Origin of the sequence: Streptomyces sp. NRRL S-37 (assembly GCF_000721605.1) — a bacterium.
Taxonomy (GTDB): domain Bacteria; phylum Actinomycetota; class Actinomycetes; order Streptomycetales; family Streptomycetaceae; genus Streptomyces.
This window is the reverse complement of sequence record NZ_JOIZ01000001.1, coordinates 577,913-602,754: the sequence shown is the minus strand read 5'-3', so window position 1 is coordinate 602,754 and position 24,842 is coordinate 577,913. Positions and strand designations below refer to the sequence as shown.

The following is a 24,842-nucleotide window of genomic DNA, read 5'->3' as shown; positions in this document are numbered from 1 at the left end:
GCCCAGTGGTACGGCCGCGAAGTGATCGCGATCGACCGCTGGTTCCCCTCCTCCAGGCTGTGCTCGACCTGCGGCACCTTGCGGGACAAGATGCCGCTGAACGTCCGCACCTGGACGTGTGACAGCTGTGGGACGACCCATGACCGGGACGTGAACGCGGCGAAGAACATCCTGGCCGTCGGGCTGACGGCGTCTGTCTGTGGAGCCGGTGTAAGACCTCAACGGAGTACTCCGGACGGGCAGTCGGCGATGAAGCAGAAACCCCTACGGCGCGAGCCGTAGGAATCCCCCTCCTTCAGGAGGGGGAGGAAGTCAAGTCCGTTGTCCTTCTCCAGATCCCTCTCATGGCCCGCCAGGCCGATCCGGAGTCGGCCGTGGAGATCGGGTTCCGGCTTCTCGACGAGGGCTGGGCGCGTTACGACCCCACGCGGCGATAGCGCGCTCGCGCCGGACGGTCGACGAGGCCGCCCGGCCGCACGGTCGTCAGCAGCGCCACCTGCTGCGGGTTCGCGCCGTGGCTGCAACGTCTCCACGTCGCCCGTTCTCGAGTGGGCCGGGTACGGCGAGCGGCTGGTGCGTCAGCGGTCCGGCCACCGTCGGATTCGCCTGCTCGGACGGCCTGGTCGAGGCACGGCGGTTCGCGGCGGGAAGCCGTATCGGACCCGCCCGGCCCGCCCGCCGGACGACAGCCCGCGTACCTGACCGCTGGTCACGACGGTGTGCGTGCAGGCGGGGAAGCCGTCTCGAGGCGGTTGTCCAGGCTGCTGCTGTCCCTGAGGGGGCTCCGTCCGGCGGAGGTCCGCGGCTTGTGGTGGTCGGACATCGACCTGGACGCGGCCAGGCCCGGCATCGTCAACACCCCGCCCCGGTGGGCGGAACCCACGCCGAACCCTACGGTTCGCACGGGGTCGCCCAGCTGATCAGAGAGGCTGGCGAGGTGCCGCGAGTACGTCCCCGAGTACCTTCTCGAGCGTGACGCGGGCCAGTTCGTGTCTCAGAGTCTCCTCGATGCCCTGGTAGATGCCCCGCATCGCCGGCTGGATGCCGTGACCCACCACGCATCCCTGGTCCGGGGTGGTGCGGTGCATCGCGAACAGCGGGCCGGGTTCCACTGCCTCGTACACGTCGAGCAGGGTGATCGACTCCAGCTCGCGTGCCAGCGACCAGCCCGCGCCCGCGCCCCGCCGGGACTCCACGAGCCCGGCCCCGCGCAGCTCGCCGAGCAGCCGTCTGATCACCACGGGGTTGGTGTTCGCGCTGGTCGCGATCTGCTCGGAGGTGGCGACCTCGTGGCCCTGGCGCTGGTAGAGACCGATCCAGGCCAGCGCATGGGCGGCGATGGTCAGCCTGCTGTTGGCGCTCATGATCCCTCCTCCGGTCGCAACACTCCATGTTACGACAGCGCAGTCGTAACAGTGGAAGTTGCGACAATCTGCCGTAACAATTATCGTTACGACAGCCGGGAAGGGTCGGTCAAAAGCAAGCGCGGGCCGTGAGCGTGTTGCGAACTCGAAGGAGAACAGGAATGGAAAGTAACGAAAAGACCATTCGCGAGGCTTACCGGCTCGCGGAAGGGGACGTTCTCGACGGTGACGGTTTCCTGGCCTTGTTCACCGAGGACGGGTCGTTCAACGACATGTCGACCTCGCAGAGTTTCCGCGGAGAGCAGATTCCTCAGGTGATCGCGGGCCTCGCCCGCTCATTCCCCGATGTACACCGTGAGCTGCTCGAGGTACATGCGTTCGGTGATGTCGTCGCCGTCGAGTTGCGCATCCAGGGCACGCATCTCGGAGGGTTTCCGACTCCGGTCGGCGAGATCCCGCCGACCGGGAACCGGATCGACGTGCCGGCGGCGGACCTCTGGTACCTCCGTGACGGAAAGATCGAAAGGTTCAATTGCTACAACTCGATGAGCGTGTGGCTTGATCAAATCGGGGTCCACCCTGACTTCAAGTCCGCAGTCGAAGCCACCGGGACAGCAACCACGACGGCGTAACTCTGCCGGTCAGCGCCGAGTATGCGACAAGACGCTCCCTTCTTCGGGCCGCATACCCGGCGCTGCTTCTCGAACAAAGTTGTTGTTCGCACCCAACCGCCGACATGATCCGGCAGGCCGGCTCATCGAGTATCAGCAGCCCTGGCCGGCAGGCAGGGCAACGACCCACATCGGGTGACGTTCTCCGGGCCCGCCTCCACGAGACACACGGTTGCGACGAGACCTCACCCCAAAGATCATCGAGGTACGCGGGGCCGGACTGCCCTTCCCCATGCCGCCAAGCCCTGTGCATCCGACGCTGACCGTGGACGAGTTCCACGCATGCGCGGACCGTGGAGGGCTCGCCCTGCCATGAGTCCGTGACGATCACGAGAATCGGCGCGGAATGATGTCAAGTCCGGAACCGGTCGTTGACGGTGCGTAGCGAATCATTCTCCGGAGCCCCACTCTCCGGTCGATGGGCCGCTACGGCGTCCGGGTGGGGGGTGGCGACGGCCGGTGGGCGGGGGTACCAGGGCGTCGCCGCGTCGGTGCGCTCGCGACGTCGCGTCAAGGGCGGTCGAGGACGAGGGGCGTGACCCGGTGTCGGGTCCCGGCGGCCGTCACGCGGCGGGGCGGCGGGCCCGTCGCCGGGCCGGAGCCGATCGCACCGATTGAGGGATTGGCGCCCGGCGGCCATGGGCAGAGAGCCCACCAGTACGTGACATGAGCACGCCACCTTCCCCGCAGGAGGTCGACCATGTACGGACGCACCATCGCCCACGGCGTCACCGCCGCCCTCGCGGTGACCTTCGCCCTGGCGGGCGGCCAGGCCCACGCGGCACCGGCGGACCCCGGCGCCCAGCCCCTCGCGGCGCGCGTCGTCACCTACGACGCCAGTGCCGCGGCGGAGTTCAGGTCCGCCGTCGACCAGGGCGCGGCGATCTGGAACGCCAGTGTCACCGGCGTGCAACTGCGCCCGGTCACCACCGGGCAACGCGCCAACATCCGCATCCTGGCCGACAACGGCTGGCCCCGCGCCTCGACCACCTCACTCGGCAACGGAACCGTCTACATCGGACGGCAGGCCGTCGGCCAGGGGTACGACACGGTACGTATCTCGTCGCACGAACTCGGTCACATCCTGGGCCTGCCGGACCGCAAGCCCGGCCCCTGCACAAGCCTGATGTCGGGCTCCAGCGCCGGCGTCTCATGCCGCAACCCGTATCCGAACACGGCCGAGAAGGCGGAGGTCGAGAGCAACTTCGGCGCCGCGGCCGCCCGTTCGGCGGGCGCTCCGCGCACCGCGCCGACCGTGGACTGACGCACATGACCGGTGCGCGAGGGAGGACGGACCGCCGTCCCCGCACACCGGCCGTCCCCGCACGCGGAGCCGTACGGGTTCGCGTGCGGGGACGCCGGGCGGAAGACGCCCCCGCATACCGGAGACACCGGCATCCCCGTCGCCGACGGCACTTCCGCGTCGGCCCCACTGCTGCCGACCCGTCGCCGTGGCCCGGCACGACGGCCGGTGGCCGGCCTGCTCCGGCCGCCTCACGGCCGGCTGAGCCGGGCCGCGATCGCGGCCGTCACCGTGATGCCGCCCGGTCCTGGGACCGGGCGGCATCACGCTCCTGTCAGGCCGCTGCCGCCACCGGTTCGGCCCCGGCCAGCGCCCGGACGAGCGACGTCCGGGCACGGGCGACCCGCGACCGCACCGTGCCGACCGGGCAGGCGCAGACGGTGGCGGCCTCCGCGTAGGAGAACCCCAGCATCTGGGGGAGGACGAACGCCTCGCGCCGGTCGTCCGGCAGGGTGTTCAGCAGTTCCCCGAGGACGACGCCGTCGTCGAAGCCCGGCAGGCCGTGCGGCTGCGCGCGTTCGGCGGCCGTCTCCCAGTCGGGTGTGCCCGACACACGGGGGCGGGAGGACGCGTACCGCATGCTGTCGATCACCGTGCGACGGGCGATCGACAGCAACCAGGTGCGCGCCGAGGAACGGCCCTGGAAGCGGCGCAGACCGTCCAGGGCGCGCAGGAAGGTCTCCTGGGCCAGGTCGTCGGCGTTCTGGGGATCCGCGCCGAGGAAACACACGTAACGGAGGACGTCCCGGTGCAGGGCGCGTACGAGACGTCCCACGGCGTGGGGATCGCCGCCCCGGGCGGCGAGCGCCCAGGCGGTCGTCACCCGGTCGCTCGGCCGCCGCGGGAGAGGCGGGACGGCGTCGGTCACTGCGACCCTGTCCTCGCGGTGGGCCGGACGACCGTGTCCACCCTCTCGCCCGGCCTGTTCCGGCGCCATCCCACGGCGAGGAAGGCGAGCATCCCCGCCGACGGCAGCGCGACGACGGTCCAGCTGAGGGCCGGCGGCGGGCCCGGCTGGTCGAGCACGGCGATGTCCTCCAGCGTGCCGCGGCCCTGGCCGGCGGCACCGTCGATCTCGAACGTCAGGTCCCACGTGCCGGGCTCCGGCAGGGCGTAGACGTCCAGTCCCCAGACGTCGCGCTGACGCGGGTGCCTGCTCAGGACCCCTTCCCGGTCGTCGGGATCGAGCCCGGGCCCGTCGATGGTGAGTGTGCCCGACTTCCCCGCGATGCCGTCCTCGGGGATGAACGAGAAGTCGAGCGACTGCATGGCCCGCAGGGGCCACTCGGAGAAGCCGACGGTGACCTTGTACGGACCCACGTCCACCTGTTCGGTGTGGACGATGTCCACCGGGGCGTACGCGGTGGCCGGTGTGGCGGAGACCATGACCAGCGCGAGGGTGGCGGACACGGTGAGCGTCAGCCCGCGTGCGTGGCCTCGCGCACGGCGGTACGCGGCGGCCAGGAGCGGGAGGAGGCGGGAGGGTGCGGAGTGGCGCATGGGTCACAGGCCCTTCGTGGCGACGGCCGGGGTCGTGGCCGGGACGGTCGTCGGGAAGTCCTCGCGCAGGAGCACGGAGAAGCGGGCGGCGAGGTAACCGCAGAGGACGCCCGTCAGTGCTCCGACGACCGTGGCCGGCAGCAGTTCGACCGGGGCGATGGACTCACCCTCGAGCAGGGCGTTCTGGACCAGGAGGGACGCGCCGACCACGGCCCCGGCCGCGGTGCCCATGAGCTGCGGAACGATACGGCCCGACCAGCCCTGCTTCCGCCCCAGCCGCCCGGGTGGGGCCGCAGAACGACGTCGCGGCCAACTCCGCAGGTGCGCTGGTGGCGCACGACCCACCGGGTACGACGGGTGCTCGCGGAGTTGGAGTAGAGGTGACCGGCTAGGCGTGCCGGAGTTCAGCGTCGGACCATTACGTCCGTCGTGCGGGCGACAACTCCAGCCGCCCCGAGATCATCAAGGCGACCTCCCCGCAAGGCACCCTGGTCGACCTGGCCTACACGTACGGCTACGGCACCAACGCCGCTACCGACGGTTCCAAGATCCGCACCCTGACGGACAACGTCCGCAACACCAAGCGCACGTACTCCTACGACGGAGCGGGCCGCTTCTCCTACGCCAAGGAGGAGAAGTCCGGAGCGATCACGGACTCCTGGCAGTACTGCTACGACCTGGCCGGCAACCTCACCTCGCAAGGAACCGACCAGGGCTGCCCCCGCGGCACCACCTACACCTACAACGACGCCCAGCAGCTCACCGCCAAGTCCACCACCAGCGGCCCTTGGTCCTACGACGCCATCGGCAACGAGACGGTCGGCGCTTCTACGGACGACTACGCCCGAACCGGTGAGAAGTGGACCGACCACTCCCAGATGGCGTCGATCACGGTCGCCGCGAAGACGTACGCGGGTCAGTACGGCTCGACCGACCAGAGCGAACGCATCAAGCTCGGCGACACCTACTTCCACAACGGCCCGCTGGGTCTGTCGGCGAAGACAACCGCCGGTGTGGACATGGGCTTCAACCGCGAACCCGGGGGCACCTTGAACTCCATGACGACCGGAGGCAACCGGAGGCAAGACGTACTACTACCTCACGGACGCCATCGGCAGCGTGGTCGCCCTGGCGGACGGTGACGGCAACAAGGTCAACACCTACGCCTACAGCCCGCGCGGGGTGCGCATCCTGTCCCAGTCCTCGGAACCGGTCGCCCAGCCCTACCGCTTCGCCGGCGGCTGCCAGGACCCCACCGGCCTCCACCACTTCCAGGCCCGGTACTACGACGCCAGCATCGGCCGCTTCACCCAGCCCGACCCCTCGGGCCAGGAGAAGAACCCCTACCTCTACGCCGAAGGCGACCCCGTCAACCGCATCGACCCGACCGGGCTTGCCTTCTTCGACGTGGTCGGCAAGGGCTTCGACATGTACGACATCGGCTCCATCGCCAAGGACCTGGACGAGGGCAACTACAAGGACGCCTTGGCCACGGGCATCGGCCTGGCGGCAGGGGCCGCCGCCGAGACCGCGTGTGGCGCGGTCGCCGTCGCCGTCAGCGCCCCCACCGCGGGCGTAGACGGGTCGGCTGTTGGCGCTGCCTGCTTCGGCATCGGATACGGCGCCGGCGAACTGGGAGAGAAGGCTGCAACCAACGTTCTGAATTAGAAACCGACAAAGGCTGATGAACGGATGGGAGGACTGATGTCATACGGCCAGTTCCTGGCCAAGGACGCAGGGGAGGGCACTCCGCCCTTCTGGATCATCGCTATTGCCCTGGTGGTCATCGTCGGGGTGGCGTTCCTGGTGAGTAAGGTCCGCAACAAGTAGCACCACCCGCGAGACACACAGAACGTGTAGCGCGCCGCCCGGCTGATCCCGTACCCGCCTGACGGCGCGTTGACTGCATGGCGCGCCCGGTCGCAGGGTTTGGACACGGCGACGCGCCCGGCCTTGTGAGCCGGGTGCGTCGCCGTCCTGTCGCGGCCGAGGGGGGCCGCTCCTGTTCCATGTGCTGCTGGAGCCACGGGCACGGGCGCTCGCTCTGGTGCCACCGCTGCTGCGCGAGTTTGCCAAACCTCTGCCTCCGCAGAAGTCACCCCTGCAGTGACGTGTGGGCGTGCTATTGATCAGAAACTCATGGGGTTCTCGTCCAGGACGTAACGGACGTGTGGCCGCCGAAGTAGCCGCGGACGATGTGGGGCTGTCGCTGGCGTCTGCGGAAGAAGCGGCGGGTCTCGGCGGCGAGTTCGGCCTGGTTCCGGGCCCGGTGCTGTCTGGGCAGGCTGTGCTTGAGGTCCGCGTTGACCAGTTCGTCGAGGTTCAGCTCGGGCGAGTACGGCGGCAGGAAATGCAGCTCGACATCGTCGGGGTGGGCGGTGAGCCAGTCGCGGACCTTCTTGGAACGGTGGGCGGAGTGCCCGTCGACCACGAGATGGACCTTGGTCTCGAAGTGGCCGGCGAGCCGGTCCAGGAAGCGGCACATCACCTCGGCGGTGAAGCTCTCGGTGAAGACCATGAAGTGCATCCGGCCCTTGGTGCTGATCGCCGACATGGCGTTCACCGAGAACCGGTTCCCGCTCCGCCGCACGACGGGAGTCCTCCCCTTCTCACCCCAGGTACGGCCGGTGACCTGGTCGGACCGGATACCGGCCTGGTCGGCGAAGGAGGATCTCGCCGCCGTCCTCCTTCGCCTTCGCGCGGATCTTCGGCCAGGTCTCCTGATGCCGGCGCGCCACGGCCTCGGGGTCCTGCTCGACGGCCCGCTTGTCCGGGCGCTGGAAGGACAGCCCCCACCGCTTCAGGTACGTGCCGACTCCTGGTTCGGTCAGCCGCACCCGGTACAGCTTCACGATCAGCTCGCCCACCAGCCGCCGCGTCCACAGCTGACCGGAAAGCCCCACGTCACAGGGCCGGTGATCGAGAACCGCCTGCCGCACCGCACCCTGCTCGGCCTCCCCGAGCACCTGATGCACCCCCACCGGCTTGCCCCGCGGCCGCATCACCAGCGCCTCCCGGCCGCCGGCCAGCCACTTCACCCACCACCCGTCCACCGCCTTCAACGACACCCCGAACACCGCCGCCACGTCCTCACGGTCCCGCCCCGCCACCAGCGCGGCCACCGCACGCAGCCGCAAGGCCTCCTGCGCCGACGGCGACAGATGCCGCGCGTCCCCCACCAGATCGCTCACACCCACCCAACGACCCGGAACCCAAACCGTTTCGTATCAATAGACCTGGACGCGGCTACGCTCAGCATCGCCAACACCCGGACCATGATGGGCAACCGCACGGTGGTGGAGAAGGACACGAAGAGCATGGCGGGGGAGCGTGTGTTGCCGCTCCCGAGCCTCGTACGGGAGGCGCTGAAGACCTTCCGCGCCACGCAGGCAGTGGAACGCCTGGCGGCGGGCGAGGGGTACGAGGGCGGCGGGTATGTGCTCGTGGACGAACTCGGGGGCGCGTTGAACGGTCGGCAGCTCCGAACGCGGGCCTGCAAAATAATGGACGCAAACGGCCTGCGCAGGGTCCGTCTGTACGATGCTCGGGCGTCTTGCCTCACGTACCTCGCCAACGACGGGGTGCCGGATCACCTGCTCGCCATGTGGGCCGGGCACACCAACGTGAAGACGACGAAGAAGTGGTACGTGAAGCCGGACGTGGCGGACCTGCTTCCAGCGGCGGAGGCATGGGGAGGTCTCGCAGGGGGCGTGTGACAGATCGTGACAGATGAAGGTGTGAACCCGTGACCGAAGGCAAGACCGAGACGCTGCAATACCGCTTTGACGGGCCAGAACACCTACCAGTCCTGATCCTGGGTCCGTCCCTCGGTACCACATGGCACAGGTTGTAGAGACCGTCCAGGGGCGTCTACGGCAGTCCACTGCGGGCATGAAATTGCAGGTCAGAGCCTCTTGGTCCGAGACGGTCTGCCCAGTTGGTGATTGCGGTGTGACACGAGGGTGATACGGCGAGGCCCCACCGAGGTCCGTCTTGACGGGATCTCTGCGCGGATCGTGAGACGGCGAAGCCGCATCGGAGCACTCCGGTGCGGCTTCCCTGTGAGATCGAACGCGCTGGCGCACACGATGCGGTCGGCGGCCCGTGCAGTCCGTATGGACGTGACTTTCCCGGGTGCCTGATTTGCGATCGCACGCGCTCGTCCGTCCGTGTGAGGGTGCGTGCCCCTCCGAGTGCGACCGGGTTGAGTGAGTGCGGGAGACAGGATCGACTAGCTGGCCATGGCAGCTGAACTGGCGATCCCGGCCCGTGGCGAAGCCACGGCTGCTTGGGGCCCGTCTTGTTGCGAGGCGGGCGGTCGGGCAGCTTACTGAGGCTTTCACGGCGGGGTCGGTGGGGTGATAGCCAGACCTGTGGCGGCGAGGCAGCCGTCGACCAGGTGGGGGCGGAGCTGGATACTGCGTAACTCGCGGCGAAGGGTGCGGTCGAGGTCCTCGGATGTGTCGAAGGCGGTGTTGGCCATCGCCCTGCGTACCAGCGACCAGACGGCCTCGACGGGATTGAGGTCAGGTGCGTAGGGCGGGAGGCGGATGGTGGTGAGCCAGCCGTGGTCGGCCTCGTACTGCTTCAGCCCGGTGGCCAGGTGGGTGTTGAGATTGTCCCAGACCACCACGATCGGACCTTCGAGCTGGATGTGTGCGCGGACCAGGAGGTCGCGGTAGTCCTGCCAGGAGAGGCTTTTGCGTGCACCCTTGAGGCGGAGGTGAGCGCGGGGCCGGTGGATGAGGCGGCTCTTCTCGCCGGGCTTGTAGCAGCACAGTGCGGCGATGGAAGTCCGGCGGCGGGACCTGCCGCGGACGCGGATGACAGGGGTATGTCCGCGTCGGCCCCAGGTGTGGGCACGGGGCGGAGTCATCGAGAAGCCGGCCTCGTCCTCGAAGACGATCCAGGCACCAGACGCCGCCGCGAGTCTTTTACCTGCGGCCACACCTCCCTCTTCCACAGCTCCACCGCACGCTCGTCGCGTTCGAGTGCTCTGCGGGCGGGTGCCTGCCAGGACCAGCCGTGCCGTTTCAGCAACCGCCACACCGTCGCCACCGACAGGCTCACCCGCAGACGCCGGCGGATCACCGCCTGCACCCGCGTCAGGGTCCAGCGTTCGTCTTCGAAGCCGTGTGCGGCCGGCCCCTTGCCGAGTTCTTCCTCGAGCACGGCGAACTGAGCGTCTGTGACGGTCGGGGAGTTCGCCGGACCCGCCGAGCGCAGGGCCTCCATGCCGCCCTCGCGCCAGGCACGACGCCAGCGCTCCACCGACCGCACACTCACCCGGAGATCCTTCGCGATCGCGGCCGTCTTCTCGCCCGCCGCGAACCTCTCGCCGGCCTGAAGCCGGATCCCCTCACGAAATGCCCGCCGCTCAGCGGTCAAGCCCCCACCCTCTGGATACCTCACCTCATCGGCATACCGCGGGGATCATGAACCGTCACTACCCGACGACAACCCGAAAACCTCAGTAAGCAGACGACGGTGTTGGCCTGGTGTCACGCGCCGGCTTCACTGTCGGCTGTTTCCTTCGCGTGGCCAGAAGGAGCAAGCCGGCCGCGCAGAACACCGCACCCGTCGTGACGTACAAGGCCAGCGGTGTCCAGCCCGCGTCCAGCAGCCAGCCCGCCGTGGTGGGTGCGATGATGGCACCCACGCGGCCGACACTGATCGCCGCTCCCACACCTGTCGCCCGCAGCGGTGCCGGGTAGACGCTCGGCGTCAAGGCGTAGAGGCCGGCGATGCAGCCGTTGACCGCGACTCCGATGGCGGCGCCGATGCAGAAGGCCAGGACGAGTGTGTCGGTGGACGACGCGAAGGCCACGACGAGTGCTGCCGACACGAAGAGGTAGGTACGCAGGACGCTGCCGAGCGCGTACCGCGCGGCCAGTGCGCCCAGGAGCGCGGTGCCGAAGACGCCGCCCAGGTTGAGCAGCGTTCCGCCGGTCAGGCTCTGTGTCGCGGACATGCCGGCCTGAACGAGCAGGGTTGGCGTCCAGCTTGTGACGAAGTAGAAGGCGGCCATGACGAGGAAGAAGGCACCCCACAGCACCAGGGTGGGGCGTCGGAGATCCGGCGCCAGAAGGCGGCGGAACCCGCCTGCGGAGGTGAGCGTCGTCGGGTCCTTGTCCGGGAGCGTGGACAGGTCTGGCTGCCCCATGCGGCGGGCCAGCTCGTTGACACGGCTCAGGGCATTGGCGGGTCTCCTGTTGAGGAGGAAGTCGAGCGATTCCGGCAGAAGACGGAAGGCGAGAGGAATGACGGCCAGGGTGGCGAGTCCTCCGGCCAGGAACACCGAGCGCCACCCGTAGCGGTCGATGAGGGCGACCGAAGAGACGCCGCCGATCGTCGCGCCCACGGCGTACCCGGTGGAGTTGAGGCTGACGGCCAGACCGCGCCAGCGGCGGGAGGCGAACTCACCGGCGATGACGTTGCTGCAGGCGAGAACGGCGCCAATTCCGACACCGGTGAGCAGGCGCAGCGCCCCCAGCTGCTGCCAGTTCTGACTGACCGAGGACAGCAGCATGCCCGCGGCCGCGAGGGCCAGGCCGGCCAGGATGACTGGCCGCCGACCGATCCGGTCGGCCTGGGGAGCGATGAGCAGGGCGCCCAATGCCATGCCCGCCAGCCCGCTGCTCAGCAGCAGCCCGAGGGTACCGGAGTCGAGGTGCCACTCGCCGGCAATCGTCTTCCCGGTGAAGGACATGACCAGCACGTCGAATCCGTCAAGGGTGTTGAGCAGCACGCAGATGGCGATCACACCCCACTGGAAACGGCTCATGGGCCCGTCGTCCAGGGCCTGCGTGAGGCGGGCGGTCACCGGACGGCCTGTGGTGCGGTGGGGCGGTGGGGACACTTCTCCATGGCAGCACTCCGTTGTCGACTGCGGGATGGCCGAACGGGCTCGTCGGCGCCGTGGGTGGCAGCCTCGGGTTCGGCAGTGGGAGCAGTCATGGTGCGAGCGGCGGTCTCGCGCGGCCAGGTGGTTTCCCGGATGCCGGGAAACAAGTGTTGCGGGCCGCTGTCCTTCAGAGGTCGGGCGTGTCAAAAGCTCGCGAAATGGCGCGGCCGCATGAGCGGACCAGATCGGCGAGCGCTCCGACGGACGTGGACCCGTGCCGGACCACCACGGAGACAGCTGCGGTCACCTCGCCGTCGTCCGTGGTGACGGGCGCGGCGACGGAGAGGGTGTCGGTGGACAGTTGCCGGTCGCTGACTGCGTAGCCGCACGTGCGTGCCTGGGCGAGGACCGCCCTGAGCCGGCCGCTGTCGGTGAGCGTGAACGGGGTGTGCCGGGGTATCGTCCGCGCGAGAACCTCCTCCTGAACGGCTGCCGGTGCGTGAGCGAGCAGCACCAGTCCCGCCGCTGTCGTAGTGATGCCCAGCCGTCCTCCCACTCGTGTCAGCGTGGGCACGGCACAGCTCGGGGCGATGCGTTCGATGAAGACCACCTCGCTTGCGTCACGGACTGCGAGCTGGACGTTCTCACGGACGAGGGAGGAGAGGTCTTCCAGGTAAGGCAGTGCGCGCTCGCGCAGCCCTTGACTGCGCGGAGCCAAGGACGCGACCTCCCACAGCCGCAGCCCGATGCGGTAGCGGCCTTGCGCGTCGCGTTCCAGAGCACCCCACACGAGCAGGTCGCCCAGCATGCGGTGCACGGTGGAGACGGGCAGACCTGATCGCCGGGCCAGCTCGCTCAGGGTCAGGTCGGGACGCTGCGCGGTGAAGGCACCGAGGATGCGCAGGGCGCGGCCGATGACCGACCCCGTCCCCGTGGCGGACGAAGACCCGGAACCGTGCGGGGGCGTCGAGGAGGGTGTGATGCGCAGGGCGTGGTGAGTCAAGGCGTGAGTCCTTCCTCGCTCCGGGGTGGCCCGTTGCGTACCGGGCTTACGGACCGTCGCTGAGTGACTCGTTGTCCATCGATGCGATCTTGCGGAGAATCTCGACGGCCAGTTCCCGCTCGTCGCCGGGCAGTGCGTCGAGTAGCTGTTCGTTGATGTCCTCGGCGGGGCCGATCAGGGAGTCGAGCAGTTCGGATCCCTCGTCTGTGAGGCTCAGCAGGGTCCGTCGGCGGTCCTCCTCGTCGCGTACCTGACTGACGTAGTGCTGGTCGGTCAGTCGGCGGACGATGTGGTTGACCGTCGAACGGTCCAGTGAGGTGAAGCGCGCGAGGGTGCGCTGGTCGATGCCGGGGTCGCGGCTGAGGGCGTTGAGGACGGCGAACTGCTGGGAGGTGATCTCCCTGGACACGTGCCGGTACCACAGGGCGGTGTGCACCTGTTCCGCGCGCCGGATCAGGTGTCCGACGTAGTTGTGCAGTTCCAGTGCGTGCGCCACAGTCTTCCGTCCGTCTGTCGCCGGGGTGGTGCCGGCCCGGGAAGATGGCCGGTGTGGGGAGTCTACGAGTGCTGGCACCACCTGGCGGTAAGCGTGCGGTCAGTGGCTGCGGCGGCCGGGTCGCTGGTCGTAGGGAGTGGCACCGGAGCCGTCGACGCCGACCTCCAGTCGGCCGACCTTCTCGATCTCCAGGACCACACGGTCCCCGTGGCTGAGCGGTCCCACTCCGGCCGGGGTGCCGGTCGCGATCACGTCGCCCGGGTGCAGGGTCATGACGGAGGAGGTGTAGGCGATCAGTTCACGGACGCCGAAGATGAGGTCCGCGGTGTTGGTGCGCTGCCGGGTGGTGCCACCGACGTCGCAGCGCAGGTCGAGGGTGTCCGGGTCCGGGATCTCGTCGGCGGTCACGATCCAGGGGCCGAGAGGGGTAAACGTGTCGAAGGACTTGCGGGTGGAGCGGTCTTCGCCGGAGCGGACGGTGATGTCCAGGACGCAGGTGTAGCCGAAGACGTGGTCCAGGGCTTCGTCCGCGCTCACGTGCGAGGCGGTGCGGCCGATGACGACGCCCAGTTCGCCTTCCTGGTCGGTGCGCTTGTCGGAGTAGGGGAGGAGGATGTCCTCGCCCGGGCCGATGACGGAGGAGTTCGCCTTGAGGAAGACGCCGAGGTCCGCGACCGAGGTGGTGTACTTCATCTCGGCCTTGTGGTCGAGGTAGTTGACCGGCGCGCCGACGATCTTCCCGGGGCGGGGGAGCGGTGCTTCCAGGGCCGCTTCGGCCAGCGGGATCCGGGGCCGGCCGGCGAGGTTGAACCGGGCCGTCTCCCCGTCGGCGGTCGTCTCGATGTACCGCTGGAGCGCGCCGACGGGGCCGGCGGTGTCGGCTCCGGCGAGCTGGTCGGTCACGTCGACGAGGTCGTCGCCGTCGACGAGACCGAGGCGTCCCTTGTTGAACAGGGCCAGACGCATGGTGGCCTCCTTGTGGGTGTCGGGTGGGCGGACGGGTCAGGCGCCGGGGTCGGCGTCTTCGGTGCGGTAGAGGCCGAGGGAGCGCATGACGGGCTCGTCGCTGTAGGAGAAGAGGACGGCGTCCGCGGAGGCCGAGGTGTTGACGTGGCGGTAGGAGGCCCAGCCGGGGACGGCGAAGGTGTCGTGCTCGGACCACTCCAGCCGTTCGCCGTCGACGATCGTGGCGCCTTCGCCGCGGACGACGTTGAAGATGGTCGAGGCCGTGTGGCGGCGGCCGGCTCCTTGGAAGCCGGGGCGGAGCCGCTGGATGCGGCAGCCGATGGTGGGCATGACCGGGCCGCCGGTCCAGGGGTTGGTGTACTCCAGGACGACGCCGTCGACGTCGCTGCCGTCGGCTGTGTCGGCGATGGCGTCCAGGGCGCGCCCGGTCTCCTGCCAGGTGTAGCGGGTGACGGGGGAGTTGGGTCCGTCCTGGGTGAGCCAGGCGGGGGTGAGCCGGCCGTGCAGGAACTGGCGGCTTCCGGCGTCGTCGGGCTTGGTCACGGGCTGGAGTCGCTGCGGGTACTGCTCGTAGAAGCCGGCTTCCAGGGCGTTGACCAGGGGGTAGTCAAGTGCGTCGAGCCAGATCATCGGCGCGTCGCCCTCGTGGGTGTGGTCGTGCCAGTGCCAGCCGGGGGTGAGCAGGAGGTCGCCGGGGGCCATGAAGACCCGCTCGCCGTTGACCGTGGTCCAGGCTCCGTCGCCTTCGAGGATGAAGCGGAAGGCGTTGGAGGTGTGCCGGTGGGCCTGTGCGGTCTCGCCGGGCAGGATGATCTGCAGGCCCGCGTAGAGGGTGTTGACCGTGGCCGGGGGGTCGGTGAGGCCGGGGTTGACGAGCATGAGGACCCGTCGTTCGGCCTCCTCCAGGGACAGGACCTCGGAGAAGTGCAGGAGATGCGGGCGGAGTTCGCGCCAGTTCCAGCGGTAGGGGACGGCGCGGCTCTTGGGCTGGGCGGGGAACAGGTTGCCGTAGAAGCGCCACAGCGGGGCGGCTCCCAGGCCCTCCAGGGCCTTGTAGGCGAGTTCGTCGGTTGTCATGGTGTCCTCCTACGCGAGTCGGATCACAGGGCGGGGGCAGGTGCGGGGGTGGGGGTCCACACCCAGGAGATGTCGTCGAACGCCTCGGGGCCGCGCGACGAGAGAAGCATGTTGCGAAGGGTGGCTCCCATGCCTTCGAGGTGGCAGATCTCGCCGAAGCGACGGGCGTTGGTCTGGATGAGCGTCGCCCGTTCCCGACGCCGGTCCGCGTATGCGGCGAAGGCTTCGGCGGGGTCCGCGCTCTGGCCGAGGGCCTGGCCGAGCGCCACGGCGTCCTCCAGCGCCTGGCAGGCGCCCTGCGCGAGGTACTGGAGCATGGGGTGGGCGGCGTCTCCGAGAAGCACGATCCGCCCGTGCACCCAGGTGCTGATCGGAGCGCGGTCGTACAGCGGCCAGCGACGGTCGCGGGAGACGAGCGGCAAGGCGTCGCGCACGGCCTCGCAGGCGCCGGCGAAGCGCTCCTCCAGCTCGGCCTCGGTGCCCCAGTCGTCGGAATCCGGCGTGTAGTGGTCGCTCTCGAACACGGCGACCTGGTTGTACAGCTCGCCGCGGCGTACGGGGTACTGCACCAGGTGCATGCGCGGCCCGGCCCACACCATCACCGCTTCCGAGGCGGCGTGCTGGGACATCCGGCCGGTCATCCTCCCGGTGGGCAGGGCCCCGCGGAACGCGACGTAGCGCGAACAGACCGGTTCCCCGTCACCGACCAGTACCTGGCGCAGCCGGGAGTGCAGTCCGTCCGCGGCGACGACCGCGTCGGCGGTCAGCGGGACGTGGCCCTCCGCGAAGTGTAGGTGTACCCCGGATCCGTCCTGGTCGGCCTCGACGACGGTGTGTCCCGTGCACAGGGTGACGGCGGGGTGCTCCTGACAGGCGGTCAGCAGTGCGGCATGCAGGTCGGTGCGGTGGGTGACCAGGTACGGGTGCGCGAAACGGTCGGTGTAGGCCGAGCTGCGCAGATCGAGAGAGGTGACCTCGTCGCCGGTCAAGGCGTCCATCATGACCAGCCGGGGCGGGGCTACCGCGGATGCCCGGACGGCCGGCAGTACGCCGAGTTCGTCGAGGGCGAGGGAGGCGTTCGGGGCGAGCTGCAGGCCGGCCCCGATCTCGCCGAAGCGGGCGGCCCGCTCCACGAGCGTCACGCGATGGCCGGCGCGGGCGGTCGCCAGCGCGGCGGCCAGTCCGCCGATACCGCCTCCGACTACGGCGATGTGGAGTGGAGAGGTGAGGACGGGCATCTGGCCTCCAAAAGTCAGCTCGGGAGGACATCGGGAGCGGAGGCGGTCAGACCCGGCCTCCGATGGTCCGTACACAAATCATTGGTGTACGGACTATATTCCGAGAGTGTTTCCCCCGTGTCAATGGTTCGTGGACGAAGTCTCTCGGCCGCCGGTCAGCACGCGGCGGAGACGCTGTCCACCTCCAGGGCGGTGCCGGTGCGGGCGGTGATGTCCTCGACGGTGACGCCGGGTGCGGTTTCGACCAGGGCGAGGCCCTGGGGGGTGACATCGAGGACGCCGAGGTCGGTGATGATCCGGTGGACGCACTGCTCGCCGGTGAGGGGGAGGGTGCACTCGTCGACGATCTTGGGGGTGCCGTCCTTGGCGGTGTGTTCCATGAGGACGATGACGCGGCGGGCACCGTGGACGAGGTCCATGGCACCGCCCATGCCCTTGACCATCTTGCCGGGGATCATCCAGTTGGCGAGGTCGCCGCGTGCGGATACCTGCATGGCGCCGAGAACGGCGGTGTCGATGTGGCCGCCTCGGATCATGCCGAAGGAGAGCGCGGAGTCGAAGAAGGATGCGCCGGGCAGGACGGTGACCGTTTCCTTGCCGGCGTTGATCAGGTCGGGGTCGACTTCGTCCTCGGTGGGGTAGGGGCCGGTGCCGAGGATGCCGTTCTCGGAGTGGAGGACGACGCGGACGCCGGGCGGGAGGTGTCCGGGGATCAGGGTGGGCAGGCCGATGCCCAGGTTGACGTAGGAGCCGTCGGTGAGTTCGGCGGCGGCGCGGGCGGCCATCTGCTCGCGGGTCCAGCTCATGGGCGTACGGTCCTCTTCTCTATGGGCTTGTCGGCGGCCTGGCCCGGGGTGAGCGCCACGATCCGCTGAACGTAGATCCCGGGCACGTGGATCTCATCGGGTCGGAGCGCGCCCGGTTCGACGAGTTCCTCGACCTCGGCGACGGTGACGCGGCCGGCCATGGCGGCGAGGGGGTTGAAGTTGGCGGCGGCCCGACGGAAGACGAGATTGCCCTGGTGGTCGCCGCGCCACGCCCGTACCAGGGCGAAGTCGGTGGTGATGCCGTGCTCCAGGACGTACGGGCGGCCGGCGAAGTCGCGAGTCTCCTTGCGTGGGGAAGCGACGGCCACGGTGCCGTCGGGCGCGTAGCGCCACGGCAGCCCGCCGTTCGCGACCTGAGTGCCGACGCCGGCCGGGGTGTAGAAGGCGGGGATGCCCGCGCCACCGGCGCGCAGCCGTTCGGCGAGCGTGCCCTGCGGGGTCAGCTCGACCTCGAGCTCCCCGCTGAGGTACTGGCGGGCGAACTCCTTGTTCTCGCCGACGTAGGAGCCGGTGACGCGGGCGATGCGGCCGGCAGAGAGCAGGACCCCGAGACCGCGGCCGTCGACGCCGCAGTTGTTGGAGACGACCTCCAGACCGGTCGTGCCCCGCTCGTACAGGGCGCGGATCAGGACTTCGGGGACGCCGCTGAGGCCGAAGCCGCCGACGGCGAGCGAGGCGCCGTCGGGGATATCGGCGACCGCCTCGGCGGCGCCGGCGCGGACCTTGTTCACGTACGGATTGCCTTTCGGATCGGGGCGCCGGGCAGGACGGTGGACCAGCCGCCGTCCACGACGAGGTTGGCGCCGGTGATGTAGGCGGCCTCGTCGGAGGCCAGGAAGACGGCCGCGTTGACGACGTCGTCGGGGTGGCCCAGCCGCCCGAGCGGGATGTGACGGGAGATGTCGTTCATCGGGTGCTCGTCGGCGAGCAGGTTGTCGCGCGAGCCCTCGGTGTCGATCATCCCGGGGCTCACGCAGTTCACGCGGACGCCGTGCGGTGCTCCCTCGGCGGCGAGTTGGCGGGTGAGCGCGATGACGGCGCCCTTCGACGCCGAATGGGCCGTCCGGTGGTTGGTGAGGGAACCGGTCAGTCCCGCGGTCGAGCCGACGGTCAGGACACAGCCGCGGCTGCGCACCAGGTGCGGCCAGGCCGCCCGCACGGTCAACCACACCGAGTCCAGCTCGGCGCGCATCGTGAACGCGAAGTCCTCGTACGGCTGGCTGTCGATCGCGCCGAAGCGCACGGCGCCCGCGTTGGCGTACACGATGTCGATGCCGCCGAACGCGTCCACCGCCTCCTCGGCCCAGGCCCGGACGGCCTCCTCGTCGGTGACGTCGAGCGGGCCGGGGGTGAGGGAGGTGCCGCCCTCGCGGGCGACCAGCCGCTGGGTCTCTAGTGCCTCCTCGTGGCGCAGGTCGCCGCCGACGACGAGCGCGCCCTCGGCGGCGAACCGCAGCGCGGCGGCCCGGCCCTGACCGCGCGCGGTCCCCGAGATCAGCGCCACCTTGCCGTCCAGCCGCCTCACGGCGCCCCCTCCCGCAGGGCGTCGGAGACGGACTTGACGCCGCCGTGCGCGGTCATGCCGCCATCCACCGGGATCTCCGCGCCACTGATGAACGACGCGTCGTCGGACAGCAGGAACACGACCAGCGGCGCCACCTCGCCGACGGAACCGGTGCGACCGAGCGGAGTCTCCCTGATGTTGGCCTCGCGGAAGGCGGGCGCGGCGGAGGCAGTCATCTCCGTCTCGATGTAGCCGGGGTGGATCGTGTTGACGCGGATGCCGCGCGGGCCCAGCTCCAGGGCAGCCGTCTTCGACAGGCCGCGCAGCGCCCACTTGCTGGTCGTGTAGGCGACCGGGTAGTGCGCGGTGAGGGCCGCCGAGGAGCCGACGTTGACGACCGAGGAGCCCGGCGGCATGAGGGGAGCCAGGTGCTGGATGCCGAGGAGCGGGCCGGTGACGTTGACCGCGTGGACGCGGGCCATGTCTTCGGGGCGTACGTCGCCGAGGCGGGCCCGCCAGGTGATGCCGGCGTTGTTGACCAGGCCGTGCACGTGCCCGTACGACTCCCGCAGCTCGGCGGCGAGTGCGGCCCAGTCCTGCTCGCGGGTGACGTCCAGGCGCCGGCAGCCCGGCGCTTCGGTGGCGTCGGTGGCGATGACGCGGGCGCCCTCCCGGGTGAGCAGCTCGGCCTCGGCGGCGCCCTGCCCGCGGGCCGCGCCGGTGACGACGACGACCTTGCCGAGCAGCCTCTTGGGGTGCAGGTCGCTCACGGCCGCTCCCGGGACCGGCGCCGACCGGCGGGGAGCGGGACGGGATCGACGCCGGGGACGACCGTGTTGGTGAGGGTGCCAAGCCCTTCTACGGTGAGGGTGACGGTGTCCCCGGGTTTCAGCGGCGGCGGGGTCTGCTCGCCGCGTCGGCCCCAGAGTTCGGCCAGGCAGCCGCCGTTGCCGCAGGTGCCGGAGCCCAGGACGTCGCCGGGGACGACGCGGGTGCCGCGGGAGGCGTAGGCGGTCATCTCGTCGAACGTCCAGCTCATGTTGGACAGCAGGTCCTCGCCGACCGTCTCCCCGTTGACCTCGGCGGTCAGGGCCAGGCGCAGGAAGCCGTCGGCGTCCCGATACGGCTCCAGCTCGTCGGCGGTGACCAGGTACGGGCCGAGGGTGGTGGCGGTGTCCTTGCCCTTGCACGGACCGAGGCCAACCCTCATCTCCGCGCCCTGGAGGTCGCGCGCGGACCAGTCGTTGAAAACGGTGTAGCCGACGATGTGGTCGCGGGCCTGTTCGGGGGTGAGGTCGCGGCCCTCCCGGCCGACCACGGCGCCCACTTCGAGTTCGAAGTCGAGCACGGCCGAACCGGGAGGCACGGGGATGCCGTCCTCGGGCCCGTAGACCGCGTGCGGATTGGTGAAGTAGAAGGTCGGGGCCGCGTACCACTGCTCGGGGACGCCGCCGGTGCCCTCCACGGACCGGCGCACCCCCTCCACGTGCTCCTCGAAGGTCACGAAGTCCCGCACAGACGCGGGCTGCAGCGGAGGCAGCAACCGGACCTGTGAGACATGCGGGCCCGGGGGGACGTCCAGGGCCGCGGCGCCGGCGGCGAGCAGCCCGGGGAGCCCGTCGGTCTGCTGGATCAGTGCGGTGAGCGAGGTGACGCCGGGCAGGGGGAAGAGGGTGCCGTCCTCTTCCGCTACCGCCACCCGGCGGCGATGGTGGTGTTCGTATGCGGCGAAACGCATGGTGCGGCTCCAGCGGAGTGTGATCAGGTGAGTGGGATGCGCATGAGGTCGTGGCCCACGGTGAGGCGACCCCGGTAACCGGCCGCCCGGGCGGAGGCGCGGGCCGCCGCGGCCCACTCGCGGTCGGGGAACTGGGTCGGGTCGGCCGGCGCGAGGTGGCTGAGGACTACCTGACGCGCCCCCGCGGCGGCGGCGATCCCGCCCACCTCGGCGATGTCGGTATGGACCTCGCGCATGTGCTCGACGACGGTGGCGGGCAGGCCGGTCTCCTCGAACCACGCGGCGTCGACGGCCTCGTGGACCAGCAGGTCGCAGCCGCGGGCCAGGGCGATGAGGTCGTCACTGCGGCTGGTGTCGCCGGAGAAGACGACGGAGCCGTCCGCGGTGTCGAACCGGTAGGCGTACGCGGGGGACATGTTGCCGTGCGGGACCCTGGTCGCCGTCACCTTCAGCGCGGGCGTGTCCAGGACGGTCACCACCGTGCCGGGCCGCGCCGCCAGCTCGGTCACGTCGAGCATGGAGACGGGGTCGATGCCGAAGCCCTCGGCGACGAAGGCGTTGGTGGAGGCGGCGAAGGTGGCGTTCGCGCGCCGGGTGGTCTCGACGATGCCGGGCGCGGGCTGTTCGGGGGTGACGGGGCCTGCGGTGACCGTGTCGCTCGGCCCCGGCCCCCACACGCGCACGGTGCCGCCGAGTCCGGGCTGGGGCGGCATGACGCCGGCGCACAGCAGCGGGAAGTCGAAGTAGTCGACGATGTGGTCGGCGTGCAGGTGGGTGAGGAAGATCCCCTTGAGCGACGGCATCGACAGTCCCGCCCGCAGGTACTGGGTCACGGCACCCCGGCCGCAGTCCACCAGGTAGGTGTCGGTGCCGACGGTCACCGCGGAGGCGATGCCCATGCGTTCACCGTACGGCGGGGGTCCGCCCGCCGTGCCCAGCAGGTGCACGACGGTGCCCTTGCCCGGCCGGGACTTGTCCCGCGGCTCGGCGCGGGGCGCGGCGGCGGCCTGCGGGGTGACGACGAGCGCGGTGGCGGCCGCGCCGCCGGCCAGCAGGCCGCGACGGGACAGTGGGGTCGTGCGAGGGGTCATCGGGGCGGTTCCTTCGATCGTCGTCGATGCGGGAGCCGTGGGGGGTGAGGAAGGGGGGCGAGCGGGGCCGGGGGCGCGGCGGCGCGAGTCAGGGCGTGGACACCGCCGCTGCGTCCCCGGGGCGCGGGGCGCGGGATCAGACCGGCGGGGCGACGAACACGCCGCGGTCGGGGTCGTTGAAGGACTCCTTCGCGACGAGTTCGTTCATGGGGTTGGCGGTGCCCCACTGGTCGGTGACCTCGGGCTGGGAGAAGTCGTAGACGTGGGGGTGCCAGGTGTCCTCGTCGAGGCACTCCAGCTCGGTGGTGTACTCGACGGTGTTGCCGTGCGGGTCGAGGAAGTACGTGAACGTGTTGTCCCCGGCCATGTGCCGGCCCGGCCCCCAGATCTTCTTGAAGCCGGCCCGGATGACCCGGCCCGAGCCGCGCATGTACTCGTCGATGCCGCGCATCTCGAAGGAGATGTGGTGCAGGGCGGTGTGCGGGCCCTGGGCGATGGCCATCGAGTGGTGCTGGCTGCTGATCCGCATGAAGTGCATGACCTCGCCCATGTGCGGCGAGCTGAGCGTGTCGGAGAGGGCGAAGCCGAGGTGGCGCTCGTACCACTCGCGGGTGCGGTTCAGGTCCGGGGAGTTGAGGACGACGTGGGAGAGCTTGACCGGGATGGACTCCTTCTCCTCGATCTTGCGGTGCTGCCGCACCTCGACGTCGGCGGAGACCTCGATGGTGCGGCCGTCGACGTCGAAGAAGCGGAAGCCGTAGCCGCCGCCGGGGGTGTCGACCTTGCCCGGCTGGGAGATCAGCTGCACGCCGCCCGCGAGCAGTCGCTCGGCGAGGGTGTCGACGTCCGCGGGGGACGCGGCGCCGTAGGAGACGAGGTCGAGGCGCTTCTCCTCGGCCTTGCGCAGCCGGACGACGTACTGCTCCGGGGAGCCCTCGGCGGCCAGGAAGGAGATGCCGGAGTCCTCGGCGACCTTGGTCAGGCCCCAGACGCCGGCGTAGAAGTCGAGCTGCTTGTCGTAGTCGGGCACGGCGAGGTCGACGTGCCGCAGGTGGGTGAGCAGGCGCATGGTGTCAGTCCTTCCGGAGGAGGGCGGCGGCGTTGCCGCCCCGTACGGCGTCGAAGTCGGTCTCGGACAGCTGTGCGGCGCGCAGGGCGGCCACGGGGTCCTCGGTGCCCATGTCGAAGGGGAAGTCGGAGCCGAGCAGGACCCGGTCGGCGCCGGCGACGCGCACCAGTTCGCGCAGGACGTGCGGGTCGTGGACGAGGGAGTCGAAGTACAGGCGCTTGAGATAGCTGCTGGGCAGGTGGGCGCAGCCGGCGCCCGCGTCGGAGCGGGCCGACCAGGCGTGGTCGGAGCGGCCGATGTGGGTGGGCAGGTAGCCGCCGCCGTGCGCGGCGATCAGCGTCAGCTCCGGGTGGCGGTCGAGCACCCCCGAGAAGATCAGGTGGGACAGCGCGACGGCGTTCTCGGTGGGCTGTCCGACCGTGTTGGACAGGTACCACCGGTCCAGCCGCTCGTCCAGGGTGCAGCCGAAGGGATGCAGGAAGACGAGCGCGCCGGTTTCCCCGGCCCGGACCCAGAAGGGCTCGTAGGCCGGGTCGGACAGTTCCCGGCCGGGGGCGTGGCTGGAGATCTCCACCCCGGCCAGGCCCTGGTCCAGGGCGTGGTCCAGGGCTCGGACCGCCTGCTCCGGATGCTGGAGCGGGGCCAGCCCGAGCCCGCGCAGCCGCTCGGGGGCGGCCGAACAGTGCGCGGCCGTCGCCTCGTTGGCGAGCCGGTACAGCTTCTCGGCGGTGTCCTCGTCGGCCCAGTAGTGGTAGTGCGAGGGGGAGGGGCTGACCAGCTGCACGTCCACGCCCTGGTCGTCCATCGCGGCCAGGCGCACGGCAGGGTCGGTCAGCCTCGGGATGCGCTCACGCACCATGGGGCCGCTGACGGCGAGGGCGGCGGGACCGTTGCGGCGGGCGTCCAGCTCCCGGGCCTCGGCGTGGCCGGGCAGACCGGCGACGAGTGCCTCGACCTCGGGCAGCAGGACGTGGGCGTGCACGTCCACGGTGGGCGTGTTCACGGCGGTCACGGCAGCTCCCGGAGCATGGTCATGGTGCGGCCCATCAGGCCGGGCACGTCGGCGTCGCGCACCCCGTCGAGCTGCCACTGCCCGATCCGCACGGACGCCTCCACGACCGGGCGGACGCGGGCGATCCGCCGCTCGTAGTACGCCCGGAACAGGACGTCGTCCCACGCGTCGGACCCGGTCAGCATCTGCGCGAGCACCCAGGCGTCCTCCAGGGACAGCGCGGCTCCCTGGGCGAGAGTGGGCGGGCAGCAGTGCGCGGCGTCGCCGACGAGCACCACCCGGCCCCGGTGCCAGGAGCCCTCGACCAGCATCCGGTCGAACCAGGTGTAGTTGACCGCGGCGGGGTCGGTGATGTGCTCGGTGATCTCCGGCCAGTGGCCGCCATACGCGGAGGCCAAACGTCGCATCTCGTCGGCATACGACTCGGGCGGTATGGAGGCGCGGTCGCGGTTGGCCTCGACGACGTACGCGTACAGGGTGGTCTCGCTGGTGGGGCAGTAGCCGGCGATGTACGCGGGGCCGCCGTAGGCGAGGTCGGTACGGGTGACGCCCGCCGGGCGCGGTGCGGCGATGCGCCAGATGGCCATGCCGGTCGGTTCGGGCTTGTCCGTGATGCCGATCGCGGAACGGGTCGAGGAGCCGAGGCCGTCGGCGGCGACCACCAGGTCGTAACGGTGCTTGGAGCCGTCGGAGAACCGGACGGAGACCCCGTCGGCGTCCTGGCCCAGGATCTCGGCGGTGGTGCCGAGGCGGATGGTGGCGCCGCTGGCGCGTACGGCGTCGATGAGGATCTGCTGGAGCTGGGGGCGCTGCATGCCGACGGTGGCGGGCAGGTCGTCGCCGCCGGTGCGCAGGTCGTCCTGGGCGTGCAGGACGGTGCCGTCGGGGGCGGTGATGCCGACCGAGCCGAAGCCAAAACCGGATGCCTTCACCTGCTCCCAGACGCCGAGTTCGCGCAGGACGCGCAGGGCGTTGCCCTGGAGGGTGATGCCGGAGCCGGCGGTGGCGTTCCAGTCGTCCTTGGCCTCGACCAGGTCCACGGTGAGGCCGGCGCGACGCAGGAGGATCGTGGCGGCGTTGCCGGCCGCGCCTCCGCCGATCACCAGGACTTTACGGGCTTCGCTCATGGGGAACTCCCT

Annotated in this window: 27 protein-coding genes and 1 pseudogene; 6 read left to right on the top strand and 22 right to left on the bottom strand. The window is 70.4% G+C overall.

Annotated features, from left to right (window positions below; all coding sequences use genetic code 11):
- Nucleotides 1–282 (top strand): zinc ribbon domain-containing protein (locus tag IH50_RS39280; RefSeq protein ID WP_158801144.1); only part of this gene is annotated, 282 nt, incomplete at its 5' end.
- A gap of 638 nt (nucleotides 283–920) precedes the next feature.
- On the opposite strand, the gene IH50_RS0102475 is transcribed toward IH50_RS39280, so the two are convergent.
- On the bottom strand, nucleotides 921–1,364 hold the full coding sequence (locus tag IH50_RS0102475) for an Rrf2 family transcriptional regulator (protein ID WP_030856681.1): 444 nt from the start codon (nucleotides 1,362–1,364) through the stop codon (nucleotides 921–923).
- Nucleotides 1,365–1,525: 161 nt separating this feature from the next.
- On the opposite strand from IH50_RS0102475, the gene IH50_RS0102470 reads away from it, so the two are divergent.
- On the top strand, nucleotides 1,526–1,996 hold the full coding sequence (locus IH50_RS0102470; RefSeq protein WP_030856679.1) for a nuclear transport factor 2 family protein: 471 nt from the start codon (nucleotides 1,526–1,528) through the stop codon (nucleotides 1,994–1,996).
- Between the two features lie 739 nt (nucleotides 1,997–2,735).
- Nucleotides 2,736–3,299 (top strand): snapalysin family zinc-dependent metalloprotease, encoded by a 564-nt coding sequence (locus IH50_RS0102465; RefSeq protein WP_030856677.1) that lies wholly within the window; start codon nucleotides 2,736–2,738, stop codon nucleotides 3,297–3,299.
- A gap of 313 nt (nucleotides 3,300–3,612) precedes the next feature.
- Here IH50_RS0102465 and IH50_RS0102460 read toward each other — a convergent pair whose 3' ends face one another.
- Genes IH50_RS0102460 through IH50_RS0102450 form a run of 3 tightly spaced genes read right to left on the bottom strand, consistent with a single transcriptional unit; the run spans nucleotide 3,613 to nucleotide 5,069 of the window.
- Complete coding sequence (locus IH50_RS0102460; RefSeq protein ID WP_030856674.1) at nucleotides 3,613–4,206, bottom strand: sigma-70 family RNA polymerase sigma factor; 594 nt, start codon at nucleotides 4,204–4,206, stop codon at nucleotides 3,613–3,615.
- A complete protein-coding gene (locus tag IH50_RS0102455) occupies nucleotides 4,203–4,838 on the bottom strand; it encodes a hypothetical protein (RefSeq protein WP_199822029.1) in 636 nt (211 codons plus the stop codon). Before IH50_RS0102455 ends, IH50_RS0102460 begins: the two co-directional genes overlap by 4 nt.
- A 3-nt stretch (nucleotides 4,839–4,841) precedes the next feature.
- On the bottom strand, nucleotides 4,842–5,069 hold the full coding sequence (locus IH50_RS0102450; RefSeq protein WP_030856669.1) for a hypothetical protein: 228 nt from the start codon (nucleotides 5,067–5,069) through the stop codon (nucleotides 4,842–4,844).
- Nucleotides 5,070–5,275: 206 nt separating this feature from the next.
- Between IH50_RS0102450 and IH50_RS37395 the strand changes: the two are divergent.
- A pseudogene (locus IH50_RS37395) lies at nucleotides 5,276–6,506 on the top strand (RHS repeat-associated core domain-containing protein); the annotation flags it as partial.
- A 36-nt stretch (nucleotides 6,507–6,542) separates the two neighbouring features.
- Complete coding sequence (locus tag IH50_RS43125) at nucleotides 6,543–6,668, top strand: hypothetical protein (RefSeq protein ID WP_267883265.1); 126 nt, start codon at nucleotides 6,543–6,545, stop codon at nucleotides 6,666–6,668.
- Nucleotides 6,669–6,975: 307 nt separating this feature from the next.
- Here the strand turns inward: IH50_RS43125 and IH50_RS43475 are convergent, their stop codons facing one another.
- Both IH50_RS43475 and IH50_RS43470 read right to left on the bottom strand, forming a co-directional pair.
- Complete coding sequence (locus tag IH50_RS43475; RefSeq protein WP_234328070.1) at nucleotides 6,976–7,485, bottom strand: IS630 family transposase; 510 nt, start codon at nucleotides 7,483–7,485, stop codon at nucleotides 6,976–6,978.
- Complete coding sequence (locus IH50_RS43470) at nucleotides 7,448–8,029, bottom strand: winged helix-turn-helix domain-containing protein (RefSeq protein ID WP_234328067.1); 582 nt, start codon at nucleotides 8,027–8,029, stop codon at nucleotides 7,448–7,450. The genes IH50_RS43475 and IH50_RS43470 overlap by 38 nt, the downstream gene beginning before the upstream one ends.
- Between IH50_RS43470 and IH50_RS0102425 the strand changes: the two genes are divergently transcribed.
- Entirely contained in the window at nucleotides 8,000–8,554 is a 555-nt protein-coding gene (locus IH50_RS0102425; protein ID WP_078913817.1) for a tyrosine-type recombinase/integrase, read from the top strand. The two genes, IH50_RS43470 and IH50_RS0102425, sit on opposite strands and share 30 nt — an antisense overlap.
- 623 nt (nucleotides 8,555–9,177) lie before the next feature.
- Here the strand turns inward: IH50_RS0102425 and IH50_RS43465 are convergent.
- From IH50_RS43465 to IH50_RS0102340, 16 genes are all read right to left on the bottom strand, one after another.
- A protein-coding gene (locus IH50_RS43465) for an IS630 family transposase (protein ID WP_420708986.1) occupies nucleotides 9,178–10,250 on the bottom strand; the annotation gives its coding sequence in 2 pieces (ribosomal slippage) (nucleotides 9,178–9,740 and nucleotides 9,740–10,250; 1,074 coding nt in all).
- 58 nt (nucleotides 10,251–10,308) lie between these two features.
- Nucleotides 10,309–11,661 carry an MFS transporter gene (locus tag IH50_RS0102410; RefSeq protein WP_030856657.1) on the bottom strand — a complete coding sequence of 451 codons (1,353 nt, stop codon included), beginning with the start codon at nucleotides 11,659–11,661 and terminating at the stop codon, nucleotides 10,309–10,311.
- Between the two features lie 208 nt (nucleotides 11,662–11,869).
- Nucleotides 11,870–12,685: an IclR family transcriptional regulator gene (locus tag IH50_RS0102405; RefSeq protein ID WP_078913805.1), complete on the bottom strand. Its 816-nt coding sequence runs from the start codon at nucleotides 12,683–12,685 to the stop codon at nucleotides 11,870–11,872.
- Between the two features lie 46 nt (nucleotides 12,686–12,731).
- Nucleotides 12,732–13,181: a MarR family winged helix-turn-helix transcriptional regulator gene (locus IH50_RS0102400; protein WP_030856653.1), complete on the bottom strand. Its 450-nt coding sequence runs from the start codon at nucleotides 13,179–13,181 to the stop codon at nucleotides 12,732–12,734.
- A gap of 99 nt (nucleotides 13,182–13,280) precedes the next feature.
- Complete coding sequence (locus tag IH50_RS0102395; protein ID WP_030856651.1) at nucleotides 13,281–14,147, bottom strand: fumarylacetoacetate hydrolase family protein; 867 nt, start codon at nucleotides 14,145–14,147, stop codon at nucleotides 13,281–13,283.
- A 36-nt stretch (nucleotides 14,148–14,183) separates the two neighbouring features.
- Nucleotides 14,184–15,224, bottom strand: a complete 1,041-nt coding sequence (locus tag IH50_RS0102390) for a cupin domain-containing protein (RefSeq protein ID WP_030856649.1) — start codon at nucleotides 15,222–15,224, stop codon at nucleotides 14,184–14,186.
- Between the two features lie 23 nt (nucleotides 15,225–15,247).
- Entirely contained in the window at nucleotides 15,248–16,462 is a 1,215-nt protein-coding gene (locus IH50_RS0102385; RefSeq protein ID WP_030856647.1) for an FAD-dependent monooxygenase, read from the bottom strand.
- A gap of 155 nt (nucleotides 16,463–16,617) precedes the next feature.
- Nucleotides 16,618–17,268: a CoA transferase subunit B gene (locus tag IH50_RS0102380; RefSeq protein ID WP_030856645.1), complete on the bottom strand. Its 651-nt coding sequence runs from the start codon at nucleotides 17,266–17,268 to the stop codon at nucleotides 16,618–16,620.
- A complete protein-coding gene (locus IH50_RS0102375) occupies nucleotides 17,265–18,020 on the bottom strand; it encodes a CoA transferase subunit A (RefSeq protein WP_030856643.1) in 756 nt (251 codons plus the stop codon). Before IH50_RS0102375 ends, IH50_RS0102380 begins: the two co-directional genes overlap by 4 nt.
- Entirely contained in the window at nucleotides 18,017–18,814 is a 798-nt protein-coding gene (locus tag IH50_RS0102370) for an SDR family NAD(P)-dependent oxidoreductase (protein ID WP_030856641.1), read from the bottom strand. Before IH50_RS0102370 ends, IH50_RS0102375 begins: the two co-directional genes overlap by 4 nt.
- A complete protein-coding gene (locus tag IH50_RS0102365) occupies nucleotides 18,811–19,563 on the bottom strand; it encodes an SDR family NAD(P)-dependent oxidoreductase (protein WP_030856639.1) in 753 nt (250 codons plus the stop codon). The genes IH50_RS0102370 and IH50_RS0102365 overlap by 4 nt, the downstream gene beginning before the upstream one ends.
- On the bottom strand, nucleotides 19,560–20,531 hold the full coding sequence (locus IH50_RS0102360; protein ID WP_030856637.1) for a fumarylacetoacetate hydrolase family protein: 972 nt from the start codon (nucleotides 20,529–20,531) through the stop codon (nucleotides 19,560–19,562). Before IH50_RS0102360 ends, IH50_RS0102365 begins: the two co-directional genes overlap by 4 nt.
- Before the next feature lie 23 nt (nucleotides 20,532–20,554).
- Nucleotides 20,555–21,622 (bottom strand): MBL fold metallo-hydrolase, encoded by a 1,068-nt coding sequence (locus tag IH50_RS0102355; protein ID WP_030856635.1) that lies wholly within the window; start codon nucleotides 21,620–21,622, stop codon nucleotides 20,555–20,557.
- A gap of 136 nt (nucleotides 21,623–21,758) precedes the next feature.
- On the bottom strand, nucleotides 21,759–22,691 hold the full coding sequence (locus IH50_RS0102350) for a VOC family protein (RefSeq protein WP_030856633.1): 933 nt from the start codon (nucleotides 22,689–22,691) through the stop codon (nucleotides 21,759–21,761).
- A 4-nt stretch (nucleotides 22,692–22,695) separates the two neighbouring features.
- Nucleotides 22,696–23,694 (bottom strand): amidohydrolase family protein, encoded by a 999-nt coding sequence (locus IH50_RS0102345; RefSeq protein WP_030856630.1) that lies wholly within the window; start codon nucleotides 23,692–23,694, stop codon nucleotides 22,696–22,698.
- Nucleotides 23,695–23,699: 5 nt separating this feature from the next.
- Nucleotides 23,700–24,830 carry an FAD-dependent oxidoreductase gene (locus IH50_RS0102340; RefSeq protein ID WP_030856628.1) on the bottom strand — a complete coding sequence of 377 codons (1,131 nt, stop codon included), beginning with the start codon at nucleotides 24,828–24,830 and terminating at the stop codon, nucleotides 23,700–23,702.
- Between the last annotated feature and the right edge of the window lie 12 nt (nucleotides 24,831–24,842).